This is a genomic window from Phyllobacterium pellucidum (genome assembly GCF_013327855.1).
GTDB classification, from domain to species: domain Bacteria; phylum Pseudomonadota; class Alphaproteobacteria; order Rhizobiales; family Rhizobiaceae; genus Phyllobacterium; species Phyllobacterium pellucidum.
This window is the reverse complement of sequence record NZ_JABUMX010000002.1, coordinates 365,045-381,098: the sequence shown is the minus strand read 5'-3', so window position 1 is coordinate 381,098 and position 16,054 is coordinate 365,045. Positions and strand designations below refer to the sequence as shown.

Below are 16,054 nucleotides of genomic sequence, written 5' to 3'. Positions count from 1 at the left end.
TGCAATAATGACGAAGAACTGGACACCGACTTCCTGGAGAGGCAAACCGGTAAAGCAGATGCCTTTTTATCCGGACGCTCAGGCTTTGAGCGATGTCGAGGCCCGTCTTCGTACCTATCCGCCGCTCGTTTTTGCAGGTGAAGCGCGCAAGCTGAAAAAGCAGCTGGCCGCAGTCTCGCGCGGCGAGGGATTTTTGCTCCAGGGCGGCGATTGCGCCGAAAGCTTTGCCGAGCATGGCGCCGACAATATTCGCGACTTCTTCCGCGTCTTCCTGCAGATGGCCGTTGTCCTGACCTTCGGCGCGTCGCAGCCGGTGGTGAAGATCGGCCGTATCGCCGGCCAGTTCGCCAAGCCGCGCTCGGCCGACACGGAGACGAAGGATGGCATTGAGCTGCCCGTTTACCGCGGCGATATCATCAACGGCACCGAATTCACCGAGCAGGCCCGTATCCCGGACCCGGCGCGTCAGGAGATGGCTTATCGCCAGTCTGCCGCTACGCTGAACCTGCTGCGCGCTTTCGCGCAGGGCGGCTATGCCAATCTCGAAAACGTCAACCAGTGGATGCTCGGCTTTGTTTCCGACAGCCCGCAGGGCGAGCGTTATGGCAAGCTGGCCCGCCGCATTGCCGATACGATGGACTTCATGCGCGCCGTCGGGATCACCTCGGAAACCAACGCCCAACTGCGCGAGACGGATTTCTACACCAGCCATGAGGCCTTGCTGCTCGGCTATGAGGAAGCGCTGACCCGCGTCGATTCGACCTCCGGCGACTGGTACGGCACGTCCGGCCACATGATCTGGATCGGCGATCGCACGCGTCAGGCAGATCACGCGCATGTGGAGTACTGCCGGGGCATCAAGAATCCGCTCGGCCTGAAATGCGGCCCGACGCTTGAGCCAGATGACCTGATCCGCCTGATCGACCTGCTCAATCCGGCCAACGAAGCAGGGCGCCTTACCCTCATCGCCCGGTTCGGCCATGACAAGGTCGGCGACCATCTGCCCAAGCTGATCCGCGCGGTACAAAAGGAAGGCCGCAACGTGGTCTGGTCCTGCGATCCGATGCATGGCAACACGATCACCGCCAATGGCTACAAGACGCGGCCCTTTGACCGTATCCTCAAGGAGGTCGAGAGCTTTTTTGCAGTTCATCATGCCGAAGGGACCTATCCCGGCGGCATCCATATCGAGATGACCGGAAAGAACGTCACGGAGTGCACTGGCGGCGCCCGCGCCATATCGGCGGACGACCTCTCGGATCGTTATCACACGCACTGCGATCCGCGTCTCAATGCCGACCAGGCATTGGAGCTGGCATTCCTCGTCGCCGAGCTTCTGAAGAAGGAGCGCGACAGCCACCCGCAGAAGCTGGCAGTCAACGCCTGAGCGACGCACTGTCTGCCACTATTCCCAAAGGGCGGTCTTTATGGCCGCCCTTTGTTTATATAACGTACGTCACGGCAGGCTGGCGATTTTGGCCTGGCCAATACTGACGATTTCCATTCCAAATATTTCCAGAAAAGGAATTCAGCCATGAACAACTATATTGTTGTTGCCTTCGCTGCATTGACGATCGGACTGCCAGCTCAAGCACATGCAGAAGATCCCGCAAAGGCTGCGGAGAAGGCTCTTCCCGCCCTCATGGAAGAACTCGCCAAATATCAGAATGCCGAGAAGACGACGGACACCAATCTGAAAACATTCGATACGCTCGACTTCGATGTCTATACGAACCAGAAATGGGATCGTCTGGGTGAAAGCCACGCTGCCGATATTCTCGTCCACTATCCCGATGGTCACACGACGAAGGGGCTTCACGATCACGTCGAGGAATTGAAGGCGATATTCGTCTATGCGCCGGATACGCATATCAATGTGCACCCGGTGCGGTTCGGCCAAGGGCAATGGACCGGCGTGATTGGAGTGATGGAAGGCACGTTCACCAAACCGATGCCGACACCCGATGGAAAGTCCATCGCGCCCACCGGCAAGCCGTTCAAGCTGACGATGGCGACGCTTGGCCATTGGACGCCTGCCGGCGTGATGGACGAGGAATATCTCTTCTGGGACAATTTGAGTTTCATGAAGCAGATCGGGCTGGCGCAATAGCCCGCCACGCAACCAACGCGGGAAAGGCGGATTTCGGGACTGGAGTTTTCCGTTTCAGGATTCTATCAAGTTTGCATGGACATAAAACCCACGCGCCGAATCCGCCTGACTGCGTCGTTCCGTTCGTTCATGGAGAATGAGGCTGCTGGCGGCATCATTTTGATGGCGGTTGCGGCTCTTGCCCTGATCATCGCCAATTCACCGCTCAGCGAAGATTATTTCGGTTTTCTCAAGACTTACGTCGGCGGGCTCAGCATCCTCCATTGGATCAATGACGCCCTGATGGCGATTTTCTTCCTGCTTGTCGGGCTTGAAATAAAGCGCGAAATGATCAGCGGACAATTGTCCACCTGGTCGCGGCGCGCTTTGCCAGGCTTTGCGGCAGTCGGCGGGATGATGGTCCCCGCGCTGATCTTTCTGTTCTTCAATGAGGGCGCCACCATTCGCGGCTGGGCAATTCCTTCGGCGACGGATATCGCCTTTTCGCTAGGCGTTCTCTCGCTGCTCGGCGCGCGCGTGCCGCTCTCGCTCAAGGTTTTCCTGACCGCCCTTGCCATCATCGATGATCTCGGTGCGGTCATCATCATCGCGCTGTTCTACTCCGAAGGCCTGAATGTTCCGGCGCTCGCCGGCATGGCGGCGGTATTCGCCATTCTCGTCGCCATGAATTATCTCGGCATGGTGCGGCTCTGGGCCTATCTCGTTCTCGGCGTCATCCTCTGGATTCTGGTGTTCAAGTCCGGCATCCACGCAACGATCGCCGGTGTTCTCCTCGCGCTGACAATTCCGATGAAAGGCAAGCGCGGCGAGGCTGATTCGCCGCTGGTCGAACTCGAACATGCCATCCAGCCCTGGGTAGGCTTCATCATCGTGCCGATCTTCGGTTTCGCCAATGCCGGTGTCTCGTTCAGCGGTGTATCGCTGTCAAACCTTGCCGATCCCGTGCCGATCGGCGTTGCGGCTGGCCTCTTCATCGGCAAGCAGCTTGGCGTCTTCGCCTTTGCCTGGTTGGCGATCAAGCTTCGTCTTGCCGAACGCCCGCCTGGAGCGACATGGGTGCAGATCTATGGCGTCGCGATCCTGTGCGGCATCGGCTTCACCATGAGCCTGTTCATCGGCCTTCTCGCCTATGACAAGTCGCCGCTGCTGCAGGACGAGACGAAGCTCGGCGTGCTCCTTGGCTCGCTCTTGTCGGCGGTGTTCGGCGCCTTCGTACTTGCTGTGGCGGCTGCCCGCTCAAAGAAGCCCGAGCCGAAAAAATAACTGGAATCCGCCAATCATCGGGAGGTATGGGCATGAGGGAAACGCATAAAGGATCGTGCCTTTGCGGCAGGGTCCATTTTGAGGCGAGGGGGGAACTGCGCGGGGTCGTCTATTGCCATTGCTCGCAATGCCGCAAGCAGTCCGGACATTTTTATGCTGCGACCAATGTTGAGAACGATGCGATCAGCATTTCGGGCGAAGAGAACGTCAGCTGGTACGAGGCGAGCGCTTTCGCGCGGCGGGGCTTTTGCAGGAATTGCGGTTCGGCGCTGTTCTGGAAGCATCGCGATCTCGATCATATTTCCGTCATGGCCGGCGCATTCGAGGAGCCAACCAGTCTGCGAGGCGCATGCCATATCTTCGTCGCCGATAAGGGCGATTACTATGCCATCGAGGATCATCTGCCCCAATACGAGAAGAGCGGCGGGGGCGTTGTCGTAGCCGTCAATGAAACGCCCGGGGATTGACCTTAGCCGAACTCGCTCTAAAGCTTGTGCAGACAAATGAGGGTGGGCATGCATCGGCTGGTACTGGCATTCATCAATTCCATGCGGGCTTTGAAACATTTGGCCATGCATGAAAAGGCGGTTCAACAGGAACTCGCTCTCTTCTTCATCTCGATACCGGTTGCCGCCTTCATTGCGCCTTCGGGACTTGCCTTTCTGCTATTGACCGGATCGGTGCTGTTCCTGATCCTGATCGAGGTGCTCAATACCGGCATCGAGGCTGCCTGCGATGCCGTTTCGCTTGATTTTCACAGGGAGATCCAGATCGCCAAGGATTGTGGATCGCTCGCCGTGCTCATCTCGGTTATCCTTGTGGCCGCCGTCTGGCTCTATACGCTCTGGAGCGTGTTTTTTGCCTAGGAAGAGCGCGCTCGCCTTGTCTTGCCTGCAACGAAACGATATATGTTCACTATGAGCAAAAATACTGACGTTCTCCGCATCGCTATCGCTCAGCTCAACCCCGTGCTCGGCGATATCAAAGGGAATCTTGCCAAAGCCCGTGAGGCGCGGGCCGATGCAGCGCGGCAGAGCGCCGATCTGATCCTCTTCACCGAGCTATTTATCTCAGGCTATCCGCCGGAAGACCTTGTTCTGAAGCGTTCGTTCATTGATGCCTGCGAGAAGGCGGTGAACGAATTTGCCGCCGATACGGCGGATGGCGGTCCGGGTGTGATTATGGGGATTCCGTTGAAACGACCATCGGGCCTGCACAATGCCGTCATGGTGCTGGATGAGGGCAGGGTCATCGCCGAGCGTTTCAAGGTGGACCTGCCGAATTATGGCGAGTTCGACGAGAAGCGCGTGTTCCAGGCCGGTCCGATGCCGGGGCCGGTGAACTTCCGCGGCGTGCGGATCGGCGTTCCGATCTGCGAGGATATCTGGGGTGATCTCGGTGTCTGCGAAACGCTGGCGGAGAGCGGCGCGGAGATACTCTGCGTTCCCAATGGCTCGCCCTATTATCGCGGCAAGGTCGACGTTCGCTATCAGGTGGCGCTGCGCCAGGTGATCGAGACGGGGTTGCCCCTTATCTTCGCCAATCAGCTCGGCGGCCAGGATGATCTCATTTTCGACGGCGCCTCCTTTGCCTTCAATTCCGACAAGAATCTGGCCTTCCAGATGTCGCAGTTCGAAGAGCAACTGATGGTGACGACCTGGAAGCGGGGCGCGGACGGCTGGTCGTGCGGCGAAGGTCCAATGTCGCGCATCCCAGAAGGCGAAGAGGCCAATTACCGCGCCTGCATGCTCGGCCTGCGCGACTACGTCAACAAGAACGGCTTCAAGGATGTCGTGCTCGGGCTTTCCGGCGGCATCGATTCGGCGATCTGCGCCGCGCTTGCCGTCGATGCCCTGGGCGAAGAACGCTTGCGCGCGGTGATGATGCCTTATGCCTATACGTCGAAGGATTCGCTGAAGGATGCCGAGGATTGTGCCCGCATGCTCGGCTGCCGCTACGACATCGTGCCGATCTTCGAGCCGGTGGAGGGTTTTCTCAAGGCGCTGGGCCCGATTTTCGCAGGCACCAAGGAAGGGATCACCGAGGAAAACCTGCAAAGCCGCGCCCGCGGTACAATCCTGATGGCGATCTCCAACAAGTTCGGCTCGATGGTGGTGACGACGGGCAACAAGTCGGAGATGTCGGTCGGCTATGCCACGCTCTATGGCGACATGAACGGCGGCTATAATCCAATCAAGGACCTCTACAAGATGCAGGTCTACGCCATGTCAGAGTGGCGCAACAAGAACGTTCCCGCCGGTGGCCTCGGGCCATCGGGCGAGGTCATTCCGGTCAACATCATCAGCAAGGCGCCGTCGGCCGAACTGCGTGAAAACCAGACCGACCAGGACTCGCTGCCGCCCTATCCCGTTCTCGACGATATTCTGGAATCGCTGGTCGAGAACGAGATGAGCGTCGATGAAATCGTGGAGCGCGGTCACGATCGGGCGACAGTCGAGCGGATCGAGCACCTTCTCTACATCGCCGAATACAAGCGCCGGCAATCGGCTCCGGGTGTGAAGGTCACCAGGAAGAATTTCGGCCGCGACCGCCGCTATCCGATCACCAATCGATTTCGGGATCGCTGAGGCGCGCGTCAAATCAGCGTGACAATTGCCCGGGGATTACCCATATTGGGATCGAAGGAGTGAACGATGGGGCTGATGGCATTTAGACAGGAATTTGCCGGCGTGATTGCGGAGCTGCCGACATCTCCTCAATTTGCTGTCCAATCGCCTACGTACACGCCTGACGTGATGATTGAGTTCAATGCGGCCGTGCAGCGATATGAGCGCCAGGTATCCGTATGGCAAAAGTCGTTTCTGGCAGCACTCGAGAAGATCCGAGCGGCCTTCGACCAAATCCCCGACGATCAGATCGAGCCTGCGATTTCCTATTTCGCTGAGGATGCCCTGCCCGAAGTTTTCAGGAATTTGGATGATCGGCTGGTCGATTTAAGGTCGGCCCAAACGAGGCTGCAAGAAATTTCTCCATCTGCTCACGAAAGTGAAGTCGTGAGCACTGGCCTTGCCCGGGCTCTGGCGGCGATCGAAAAGCATACCGAGATCCTCCAGCATTTTAAAGAAAGCGTCGGGCTCATTCCCGAGGAGTATCACCCGGACAACCGCCCGGTTGGTGATGTACTGAGTTCAATCGAAGATTTTGATAATTGGTTTGATCGCATTTTGAAGCATTAATGATTCAGCTGGACTATACCAACCGATTCAAAAAATCCCTGTCTAAACTCTCGAACGACCAACGGCAGTTGGTACGGGAGGCATTGCGGTTGTTTGTGATGCATCCGCAGCACACAGAATTGGATTTCAAACGCCGCACAGGGTCGAAATACTATACCATCAGGGCCGACATACGGTTGCGCGTGGCGATGTCAAAGATCGACGAGGAATATTATCTGCTCGAATTGGTCGGCAACCACGATGATGTGAACTCACTCGACCGACAGGGCCGATAGTCGAGGCAACTGTTGCAAGCGCGCCTCACCTATGTCGCAAACACGCGAAGTTGAAAAAATTGGTGCTTGGCGCGCGAAAGCGATTCACCTATAAGCCCAAGTCCGGCAATGAAGACCGGGAGGTTTTCGAATGACAGTTTTCCATATGTCCCCGCGGGGCGGCGTTCGTTCCTGACACGTGATGCGGAAAAGCCCACGAGGCTTTTCAATTACCTTCACATGTCAAGGTAACCCATCGCCGACATTGGCCTTTCCCGTATTCGGGCAAGTCGCCAAATCACTTCTGCCGTACTGATTCCTATCCACTACACGGCAAGCTCGTTCCTGATTATCTGTGAGGCCGGTGCAATTGGGCGCCGGACATTGTCATGAATTTTTTGCGTTTCAACCTGCGCGGGGGAGCATTCCGCGCCGTTCTCGGATTCACCTGGCACCACTGGCAAAAACAGCCGGTGCGCGTGGGCATTATCGCCGGGGCGGTCATGCTTTCGACCCTTGCCGACGTATTGACGCCGCTCTATTCTGGCCGCCTCGTCGATGCCGTCGTCAATGGGCACGCCCGTGAGGAAATTGTCTGGAATGCCGCAATGGCGGCGTTCGGGGCGCTGCTTGCCCTGTCGCTCGGGGCGATCATTCTCAGGCACGTCACCTTCGTTGCCGTGACGCACCTGACCTTGAAGATGATGACCGACATCGCTTCCGGCGCATTCTTTCGCATCCAGCGTTTCTCGACCGACTGGCACGCGAACAGCTTTGCCGGATCGACCGTGCGCAAGGTAACGCGCGGCATGTGGGCGCTCGACCTGCTTAACGATACGCTGCTGCTGGCCTTGTTCCCATCGATCATCATGCTCGCAGGATCGACGATCCTGATGGCCTGGTACTGGCCGCTGATGGGCGTCATTATCGGCATAGGTTCGCTGGTTTTCGTCACTGTCACGGTGATGATGTCGCTCGGCTTCGTCGCGCCGATGGCAAGCCTTGCCAATCGCTGGGATACGAAGCTCGGCGGTTCGCTTGCGGACGCCGTCAGCTGCAACATGGTGGTTAAGGGCTTTGGCGCGGAAAGCCGCGAGGATGCGCGTCTCGTCAAGGTTCTGGACAAGTGGAAGGACCGGACGGCGCGCACCTGGATCAGGGGGACGTGGAACGGGACGACACAAGGCACGATGCTGCTCTTTCTGCGGGCGGCGGTGATCGGTTTTGCGCTTATCCTCTGGGCAGACGGAAATGCCAGCGCCGGTGACATCACTTTCGTGCTGACGTCGTTCTTCATCCTGCAGGGATATTTGCGCGAAGTCGGGATGCACATCCGCAACTTGCAGCGCTCGATCAACGACATGGAGGAACTGGTTGATATTCAGAGTCAACGCCTCGGCATCGAGGATCGTCCAGGTGCAAAGCCGATTGTCATCACCGAAGGCAGGATTGAATTCGACAACGTCACCTTCCTCTACGGTGCGCACCGCCTGCCGCTCTATGACCGGTTCTCGGTGACGATCCGGGCGGGCGAGCGGGTGGGACTCGTCGGTCATTCCGGGTCAGGCAAGACGACATTCGTCAAGCTGATCCAGCGGCTGCACGACGTGAAGGCGGGCCGGATTCTGATCGACGGTCAGGATATCGCCGAGGTGCGGCAGGCGTCGCTGCGCCAGCAGATCGCCATCGTGCAGCAGGAGCCGATCCTGTTTCACCGGACGCTGGCGGAGAACATCGCCTATGCCCGTCCCGGCGCCTCACAGGAGGAGATCGAGGAAGCGGCGCGGCAGGCAAGCGCGCACGAGTTCATCTCGGCGTTGCCCAAGGGCTACAGCACGCTCGTCGGCGAACGTGGTGTCAAGCTTTCGGGCGGTGAGCGGCAACGTGTGGCGATCGCCAGGGCGTTCCTTGCGGATGCACCGATCCTCATTCTGGACGAGGCGACATCGAGCCTCGATTCAGAATCCGAAGTGCTGATCCAGCAGGCGATGGAGCGGCTGATGCAAGGACGGACGACGCTCGTGATTGCGCATCGTCTTTCCACGGTGCGCTCGCTTGACCGGCTGCTGGTCTTCGACCACGGCAAGATCGTCGAGGAGGGGAACCATGAGGCGCTGATCCGGCTCGGGGGCGGGATCTACCGCAGTCTGTTTGAACGGCAGGCGCTGGAGTTGACGAAGGGCCTCGTCCTCAACGACGACTAAAGAAATATGGGCCGCGCGCAATCGCGGCCCATATTGCCATTGCAGGCGCCATCCGATATGCCCCACCAATGACCACCATCGTCCGTTTTGCACCGTCTCCTACCGGCTTCATCCATATCGGCAACACACGCATAGCCTTGTTCAACTGGCTGTTCGCGCTGCAGAACAAGGGGCAATTCATCCTGCGCTTCGACGATACGGATACCTTGCGTTCGAAGACGGAATATGCCGAGGCAACGATCGCCGATCTTGAATGGCTCGGCATCGAGCCAGTGCGCATCGAATATCAGTCGAAGCGCATCCCGCTCTATGACGCTGCTGCCGAAAAGCTCACGGCAGCAGGCGTCCTTTATCCGTGCTACGAGACCGCCGAGGAACTCGAGCGCAAGCGCAAGCTGCGGCTGGCGCGCCGGCTGCCGCCGATCTATGGCCGCGAGGCGTTAAAGCTGACCGCTGCCGATCGGGAGAAGCTCGAGGCCGAGGGTCGCCGGCCGCACTGGCGTTTTCTGCTGCCGAATTTCAAGGACGATCCGTTTGCGATAGCACGCACCGAGGTTCATTGGGACGATCTGGTGCGCGGCCGCGAAACCGTCGATCTCTCCTCGCTGTCCGATCCGGTCCTGGTGCGAGAAGACGGGACCTATCTTTATACCTTCACTTCAGTGGTCGACGATATCGACATGGACATTACCCATATCATCCGCGGCAATGACCACATCACCAATAGCGGCGTCCAGATCTCGATTATCGAGGCGCTGGGCGCGAAGGTTCCGGCGCTCGGCCATATCAATCTCCTGACTACGGCATCTGGCGAAGGTATTTCCAAGCGCACCGGGGCATTGTCGATCGGCAGCCTGCGCCGCGATGGCTACGAGCCGATGGCGGTGGCAAGCCTTGCCGTGCTGATCGGCACATCGGAAAATGTTACGGCCCTACCGGACATGGCTTCGCTGGCCGCGATTTTCGATCCGGCTGCGACATCGAAATCCGCTTCGAAATTCGATCCTGCCGATCTCGATGCGCTCAACCGTGCCCTGATCCATGCGATGCCTTTCGAGGAAGTCAGTGAACGGCTCGCAGCGCTTGGCATTAAGGGCGACCGGGCGGGAGCCTTCTGGCTCGCCGTGCGCGGCAACCTTTCGAAGGTTTCAGATGCCGCCGCCTGGTGGACGATCGTGAACGAGGGGCCCGCAACGGATGTGGCTGTGGCCGCGGAGGATATTGATTTCGTGCGCGCCGCCTTCGACCTGCTGCCGGCCGAGCCCTGGAGCCGCGAGACCTGGAAACAGTGGACCGATGCGGTCAAGGATCAAAGCGGGCGCAAGGGCAAGGGCCTGTTCATGCCGCTGCGCATCGCGCTTACCGGGCTGACTTCTGGTCCGGAACTTGCGGATCTGCTGCCCCTTTTTGGTCGGGAAGGAACGTTGGCCCGACGACCCTGACCTTGCGGTTGGGATCGATCGGCTTGTCTTCGGTGAGCGGCTTCGGTTTCTCCACCTCGGTTTTTTTCGCCTCTGGTTCCCCGAGCTGAATAATCGAGGAGGCCTGCGTCGCGGGCTCGCCGGCGGTAACGGCAGGCTCGGTCTTCGTCTCTTGCGGTTGGGCTGATGGCTTTGCAGCCTCGGCAGGCGTCGCGGTCTCGACCCGTGGTACGGCCGGCTTGGCCGGCTCGGCTATAGCAGGTTTGGGCGTTGGCGCTGCCACTTTCCTCGGATCGCCGAGTGCCTTGAAGTCGCCGGCCGTCTTTTGACAGCTGCATTGCGGCGTTCCATTGGCGCCGACCTTGCGGAATTTGAAGGCGTTCGGCGTGCTCCGGTAGGCATCGCCGCGCAGCGAAATCATCGCGGCGGGGTCCTGGTTCTCGGTCGGCCGATAAAACAGTTTCGCACCGGTACATTGAGACTGGCATTGCGCCTGATCGCGCGCGAAATTTTCCGCACCCGTATCGTAGGAGATCGGGAAATAATAGCCGTCGCAACTGCGCACGCAGAGGGTCTGGTAACGTCCGCCGAAGACGGGGGCCGTGCTCATTTCCGGCTCGACAGGTTCCGGCTCGGTTCCATAAATCTCATAGGAAGGCGCGGCAGTCGCACGCCGTGGCGTGTCACGCAGCGGGTAATCGCGCTGGGGTGCCTCGTGCACCGGATAATCCGGTACCGGTTGATCGCGCAGCGGCATGTCGTAACGCGGCTCATCGTGAATGGGCGAGTCAATGATGGGGCAGTCATTGGCATCGAGCGCAGCCACCACGCGGTCGCGGCGCAGTTGCAACTCGTAGTCGTCGACATCGGCATTGCTGTTCAATTGGTCGAGACGTTCCTGCATCCGGACACAATTGTCGGAATTGGCATAAGCAAGCGGGGCCGTCGCGAGAATTGCGGCAGCGGCGATGATGGCAGATTGGAGTGTCCGATGCATGAGGCGGTCCGGAAAGTTCAGGGGCATTCGACGGGTGCGAATGCGCCTGAACCATCCACGGCCATGCGGCAGCAATAAGACGGTCCCTGTCTCAATCAACGCGCTGTGATGCCTCCACCACGGCAAGTGCAGTCATGTTGACGATGCCGCGCGATGTCACGGAAGGCGTCAGGATATGGGCCGGCTTGGCAGCGCCGAGCAGGATCGGCCCGACATGGAGCGCGTCGGTAACGCTCTTGACCACATTGAGCGTGATGTTCGCAGCATCGAGATTGGGGAAGACGAGGAGATTGGCCTCGCCGTTCAGCCGCGAATGCGGCAGCACGCGTTCGCGAAGCACCTGCGACAGCGCCGAATCGCCATGCATTTCGCCGTCCTGCTCGAGATGCGGTGCCTTGGCACGGAGCAGTTCGGATGCATGGCGCATCTTTGCGGCGCTTTCGGAATCGCGCGAGCCGAAATTCGAATGCGACAGCAAGGCCGCCTTTGGCTCGATGCCGAAGCGGCTGATTTCGCTCGCCGCGAGCACGGTCTTTTCGGCGATCTCCTCGGCGGTCGGATCGATGCTCACATAGGTGTCGGTGAGGAAGAGAACGCCGCGCTGCGAAATAAGCAGGCTGAGCGCCGAGAAATTGCGGATGCCTTCAAGCTTGCCGATGATCTGGTCGACATTGCGCAAATGCCGCTCGAAACGTCCTTCAAGCCCGCAGATCATGGCGTCGGCCTCGCCGCGCACGATGGCGAGCGCCGCAATGACGGTGCTGCTGGCGCGAACCATGGTGCGCGCCACTTCCGGGGTGGTGCCGCGCCGCCCGGTGAGCTTGACCAGAAGATCGACGTAATCGCGGTAGCGCGGATCGTCCTCGGGGTTGATGATATCGAAGTCCTTGCCGACCTTGATCTTCAGGCCGTAGCGCTTGAGGCGCGTCTCGATCACCTGCGGGCGTCCGATCAGCGTCGGCAGCGCAATCCCTTCCTCGAGCACGACCTGTGCGGCGCGCAGGACGCGTTCGTCCTCGCCATCGGCATAGATCACGCGCTTCTTCTCGGCCGTTTTCGCCTTCGTGAAGATCGGCTTCATGATCAGTCCGGACCGGAAGACGAAGCGGTTCAAGCGGTCAAGATAAGCATCGAAGTCGTCGATCGGACGCTCGGCGACGCCGGTATCCATGGCTGCCTTGGCGACGGCCGGGGCGATGCGCAAGATGAGGCGGGGGTCGAAGGGCGAGGGAATGAGGTAATTCGGTCCGAAGGTCGGCGTCTCGCCCGAATAGGCGCGGGCAGCAACGTCGGATGGTTCTTCGCGGGCGAGCGCCGCGATGGCCTGGACGGCGGCCATCTTCATCTCTTCGTTGATCGCTCTCGCGCCGCAATCGAGCGCGCCGCGGAAGATATAGGGGAAGCAAAGGACGTTGTTGACCTGGTTGGGGAAATCGGAGCGGCCGGTGCAGATCATCGCGTCGGCTCGCGCGGCGCGGGCCTCCTCCGGCATGATCTCCGGTGTCGGATTGGCGAGCGCCATGATCAGCGGGTTCGGCGCCATCTGCTTGAGAAGCTCTGGCTTGAGCACGCCTGCAGCAGAAAGGCCGAGGAAGACGTCGGCCCCGCCGATGACATCGGCTAGGACGCGCGCATCGGTCTTTTGCACATAGACCGATTTCCAGCGGTCCATCAGCGTATTGCGGCCCTCGTAAACAACGCCGTCAATGTCGCAGACCCAGATGTTCTTGCGGTCCGCACCAAGCTTCACGAGAAGATTGAGGCAGGCGAGGGCGGCAGCGCCGGCGCCCGAGGCAACGATCTTGATCTTGGAAAGGTCCTTGCCGGCAAGCTCCATGCCGTTGAGGATTGCAGCGGCGACGATGATGGCGGTGCCGTGCTGGTCGTCATGGAAGACGGGGATGTTCATCTTGGCGCGCAGCTGTTCCTCGACCTCAAAACATTCCGGCGCCTTGATGTCTTCGAGATTGATGCCGCCGAAGGTCGGTTCGAGCGCGGAGACGACGTCGACAATGCGGGTGATTTCCTTGGCGTCGATCTCGATGTCGAAGACGTCGATATTGGCAAACTTCTTGAAGAGCACCGCCTTGCCTTCCATGACCGGCTTGGAGGCGAGGGGGCCGATATTGCCAAGGCCAAGCACCGCCGTTCCGTTGGAAACCACGGCGACGAGGTTGGCGCGGCTCGTATAGTCAGCGGCGGTCGCCGGGTCTTCGTGAATGGCAAGACATGGAGCGGCAACGCCGGGGGAATAGGCGAGCGCGAGATCGCGCTGGTTGCCGAGCGTCTTGGTGGCCTGGATTTCCAGCTTACCCGGCTGAGGAAAGCGGTGGTAGAACAGCGCGCTTTCATCGAGGTCAGAGCTGCTGGGCGTTTTGTCGTTGGCCATGGAGCGGGTCCTTCCGGAAAATTGGTGCGGCGCGTTCACAAATCATCAGTTCAGGCATTTCTAGCATGCTTGAATAACATCCAGACGCATAAATGAAGTCCATTTTGTTACAAGTGTTTATCATCCGAAAACATGCAGTTTTCCGCACCGTCATATGATTGTGACATGAATCGGGTTTGTGTCAGCGCAACCGGACGCCCTGCGTCAGCGCTGAACGGAGATCAGCATCATGGTCGAGAACGAGGCCCGCAAATTCCGCACACTTTTTCTTTCCGATGTCCATCTCGGTTCGAAAGGTGCGAAAGCCAGTTTTCTTCTGGATTTCCTGAAGTATCATGATGCCGATACGATCTATCTCGTCGGCGATATCGTCGATGGCTGGCGCCTGCGCCGCAGCTGGCACTGGCCGCAGGAGCACAATGATATCGTGCAAAAGCTGCTGCGCAAGAGCCGCAAGGGCGCGCGCATCCTCTACATCGCCGGCAACCATGACGAGTTCCTGCGCGATTTCCAGGGCACCCATTTCGGTGGCATCGAGGTCATGGACCGGACGATGCACGAGACCGCGGATGGACGAAAGTTCCTCGTCATTCATGGCGACCAGTTCGATGTAGTGGTGCGCAACGCCCGCCACATCGCCTATCTCGGCGACTGGGCCTATGACGCGGCCCTCGCGATCAACACCATCATGAACAAGGTGCGGCGCATGCTCGGCCTGCGCTACTGGTCGTTCTCGGCCTGGGCGAAATTCCGGGTCAAGAAGGCGGTCAATTTCATCGGCTCGTTCCAGACCGTCGTTTCCGATGAAGCGCGCCGCATCGGCGCCGACGGTGTCATCTGCGGGCACATTCACCACGCAACCATCGAGCAGATCGACGGTATCGAATATATCAATACCGGCGACTGGGTGGAGAGCTGCACGGCCATCGTCGAGCATTTTGACGGCCGCATGGAACTCCTGTCGTGGACGCACCTGATCGGTGAACAGGCAGGATTTGCACCGGTCATCCGCCTCGATGACAAGCGCCCCAAGGCGGCGAATGCGGCCTGAGCCAAGCGTGCAGCCCAAACGGCTCGTTATCGTTTCGGACGCCTGGCATCCCCAGGTCAATGGGGTCGTACGTACCCTGACGAAGTTGCGCGAGCAAATGGAGGCGCGCGGCTTCGAGGTCACGATCATCTCGCCGGCCGACTACCGTTCGGCTCCGTGCCCGACCTACCCGGAAATTCGCCTGGCGCTGACGCTGCCGCATGCCGTGAAAGCGCGCATCGAGGCGCTGCAGCCGGCTTTCGTCCATATCGCGACGGAAGGTCCACTGGGCATCATGGCGCGACGTGCCTGCCTCAGGAATAGTTGGCGGTTCACGACCAGCTTCCACACGCGCTTTCCCGAATATCTGCGCGAGCGCCTGCCGGTGCCGCTGGCCTGGACCTATGCCTTCCTGCGCCGCTTTCACAATGCCGCGGAAACCTGTCTGGTGCCGACGCAATCGATCAACGACGAACTTTCCGCGCGCGGTTTCAAGACGCTGAAGGTCTGGACCCGCGGCGTCGATCGCAAGCTCTTCCGTCCGCAGCCGGAGGTCGATCTCAAACTTAACCGGCCGATCTTCCTGTGCGTCGGGCGGGTCGCGCCGGAGAAGAACCTCGAAGCCTTTCTGACGCTCGAACTGCCAGGAACGAAACTCGTCGTCGGTGACGGGCCGAGTTTGCCGGAGCTCAAACGCAAATATCCGGATGCGGTTTTTGCCGGCAAGAAGGAGGGTGAGGAACTGGCGCGCTACTACGCGGGTTCGGACGTGTTCGTCTTCCCGAGCCGCACTGACACGTTCGGGCTCGTGCTGCTCGAAGCGATCGCCTGTGGCGTGCCCGTGGCTGGCTATCCAGTCCCAGGTCCGAAGGATGTAATTGGCGTCTCGGGCGCCGGCGTCCTTTCCGATGATCTCAACGAAGCCGCGCTTGGCGCGCTGGCGATGGGCAAGGTCGATCCCGATGATCGGCTCAGGAGCTTCAGCTGGGAAGCTTGCGCCGATATCTTCGAAAGCGCCCTGACGGAGATCGTTCCTTCGCGCGAAGCAGTCGCCAGATGGATAGGCCGCAAGCGCGCGGTCCCGGCGCGGCAACCGTCGGACCTATAGAACTCCCACAATTATCGCGAGCATTTCTAGGCGGGTGCAGTATTTCGTGATAGGTGCGTGGCGCGGGCGGATCATGATTGC

At 59.6% G+C, this 16,054-nt stretch carries 14 protein-coding genes; 12 read left to right on the top strand and 2 right to left on the bottom strand.

Annotation, left to right across the window (positions count from 1 at the left end):
• Positions 1 to 7: 7 nt before the first annotated feature.
• From HQ945_RS09850 to gltX, 10 genes are all read left to right on the top strand, one after another.
• Entirely contained in the window at positions 8 to 1,387 is a 1,380-nt protein-coding gene (locus HQ945_RS09850) for a class II 3-deoxy-7-phosphoheptulonate synthase (RefSeq protein WP_027231691.1), read from the top strand.
• 147 nt (positions 1,388 to 1,534) lie between these two features.
• Positions 1,535 to 2,110 carry an ester cyclase gene (locus tag HQ945_RS09845; RefSeq protein ID WP_027231690.1) on the top strand — a complete coding sequence of 192 codons (576 nt, stop codon included), beginning with the start codon at positions 1,535 to 1,537 and terminating at the stop codon, positions 2,108 to 2,110.
• A 75-nt stretch (positions 2,111 to 2,185) separates the two neighbouring features.
• Complete coding sequence (nhaA, locus tag HQ945_RS09840) at positions 2,186 to 3,373, top strand: Na+/H+ antiporter NhaA (protein WP_027231689.1); 1,188 nt, start codon at positions 2,186 to 2,188, stop codon at positions 3,371 to 3,373.
• 32 nt (positions 3,374 to 3,405) lie between these two features.
• Positions 3,406 to 3,840 (top strand): GFA family protein, encoded by a 435-nt coding sequence (locus HQ945_RS09835; protein ID WP_091922434.1) that lies wholly within the window; start codon positions 3,406 to 3,408, stop codon positions 3,838 to 3,840.
• Between the two features lie 48 nt (positions 3,841 to 3,888).
• A complete protein-coding gene (locus tag HQ945_RS09830) occupies positions 3,889 to 4,239 on the top strand; it encodes a diacylglycerol kinase (protein WP_091921996.1) in 351 nt (116 codons plus the stop codon).
• A 51-nt stretch (positions 4,240 to 4,290) separates the two neighbouring features.
• On the top strand, positions 4,291 to 5,961 hold the full coding sequence (locus HQ945_RS09825) for an NAD+ synthase (RefSeq protein ID WP_091922433.1): 1,671 nt from the start codon (positions 4,291 to 4,293) through the stop codon (positions 5,959 to 5,961).
• 66 nt (positions 5,962 to 6,027) lie between these two features.
• Positions 6,028 to 6,570: a hypothetical protein gene (locus HQ945_RS09820; protein WP_113280596.1), complete on the top strand. Its 543-nt coding sequence runs from the start codon at positions 6,028 to 6,030 to the stop codon at positions 6,568 to 6,570.
• Positions 6,570 to 6,845 carry a hypothetical protein gene (locus HQ945_RS09815; protein ID WP_113280597.1) on the top strand — a complete coding sequence of 92 codons (276 nt, stop codon included), beginning with the start codon at positions 6,570 to 6,572 and terminating at the stop codon, positions 6,843 to 6,845. The genes HQ945_RS09820 and HQ945_RS09815 overlap by 1 nt, the downstream gene beginning before the upstream one ends.
• A gap of 368 nt (positions 6,846 to 7,213) precedes the next feature.
• Positions 7,214 to 9,028 carry an ABC transporter ATP-binding protein gene (locus HQ945_RS09810; RefSeq protein WP_113280598.1) on the top strand — a complete coding sequence of 605 codons (1,815 nt, stop codon included), beginning with the start codon at positions 7,214 to 7,216 and terminating at the stop codon, positions 9,026 to 9,028.
• A gap of 68 nt (positions 9,029 to 9,096) precedes the next feature.
• Complete coding sequence (gene gltX / locus HQ945_RS09805) at positions 9,097 to 10,470, top strand: glutamate--tRNA ligase (protein WP_113280599.1); 1,374 nt, start codon at positions 9,097 to 9,099, stop codon at positions 10,468 to 10,470.
• Here the strand turns inward: gltX and HQ945_RS09800 are convergent.
• Together HQ945_RS09800 and HQ945_RS09795 are read right to left on the bottom strand one after the other, a co-directional pair.
• On the bottom strand, positions 10,388 to 11,446 hold the full coding sequence (locus tag HQ945_RS09800) for a DUF2865 domain-containing protein (RefSeq protein WP_162737170.1): 1,059 nt from the start codon (positions 11,444 to 11,446) through the stop codon (positions 10,388 to 10,390). The two genes, gltX and HQ945_RS09800, sit on opposite strands and share 83 nt — an antisense overlap.
• A 91-nt stretch (positions 11,447 to 11,537) precedes the next feature.
• Entirely contained in the window at positions 11,538 to 13,835 is a 2,298-nt protein-coding gene (locus tag HQ945_RS09795) for an NADP-dependent malic enzyme (RefSeq protein WP_113280601.1), read from the bottom strand.
• A 229-nt stretch (positions 13,836 to 14,064) separates the two neighbouring features.
• Here HQ945_RS09795 and HQ945_RS09790 point away from each other — a divergent pair, with 229 nt between their 5' ends.
• Together HQ945_RS09790 and HQ945_RS09785 are read left to right on the top strand one after the other, a co-directional pair.
• Complete coding sequence (locus tag HQ945_RS09790; RefSeq protein WP_027231681.1) at positions 14,065 to 14,886, top strand: UDP-2,3-diacylglucosamine diphosphatase; 822 nt, start codon at positions 14,065 to 14,067, stop codon at positions 14,884 to 14,886.
• Positions 14,876 to 15,973, top strand: a complete 1,098-nt coding sequence (locus HQ945_RS09785) for a glycosyltransferase family 4 protein (protein WP_113280602.1) — start codon at positions 14,876 to 14,878, stop codon at positions 15,971 to 15,973. The genes HQ945_RS09790 and HQ945_RS09785 overlap by 11 nt, the downstream gene beginning before the upstream one ends.
• The last annotated feature ends 81 nt before the right edge of the window (positions 15,974 to 16,054 follow it).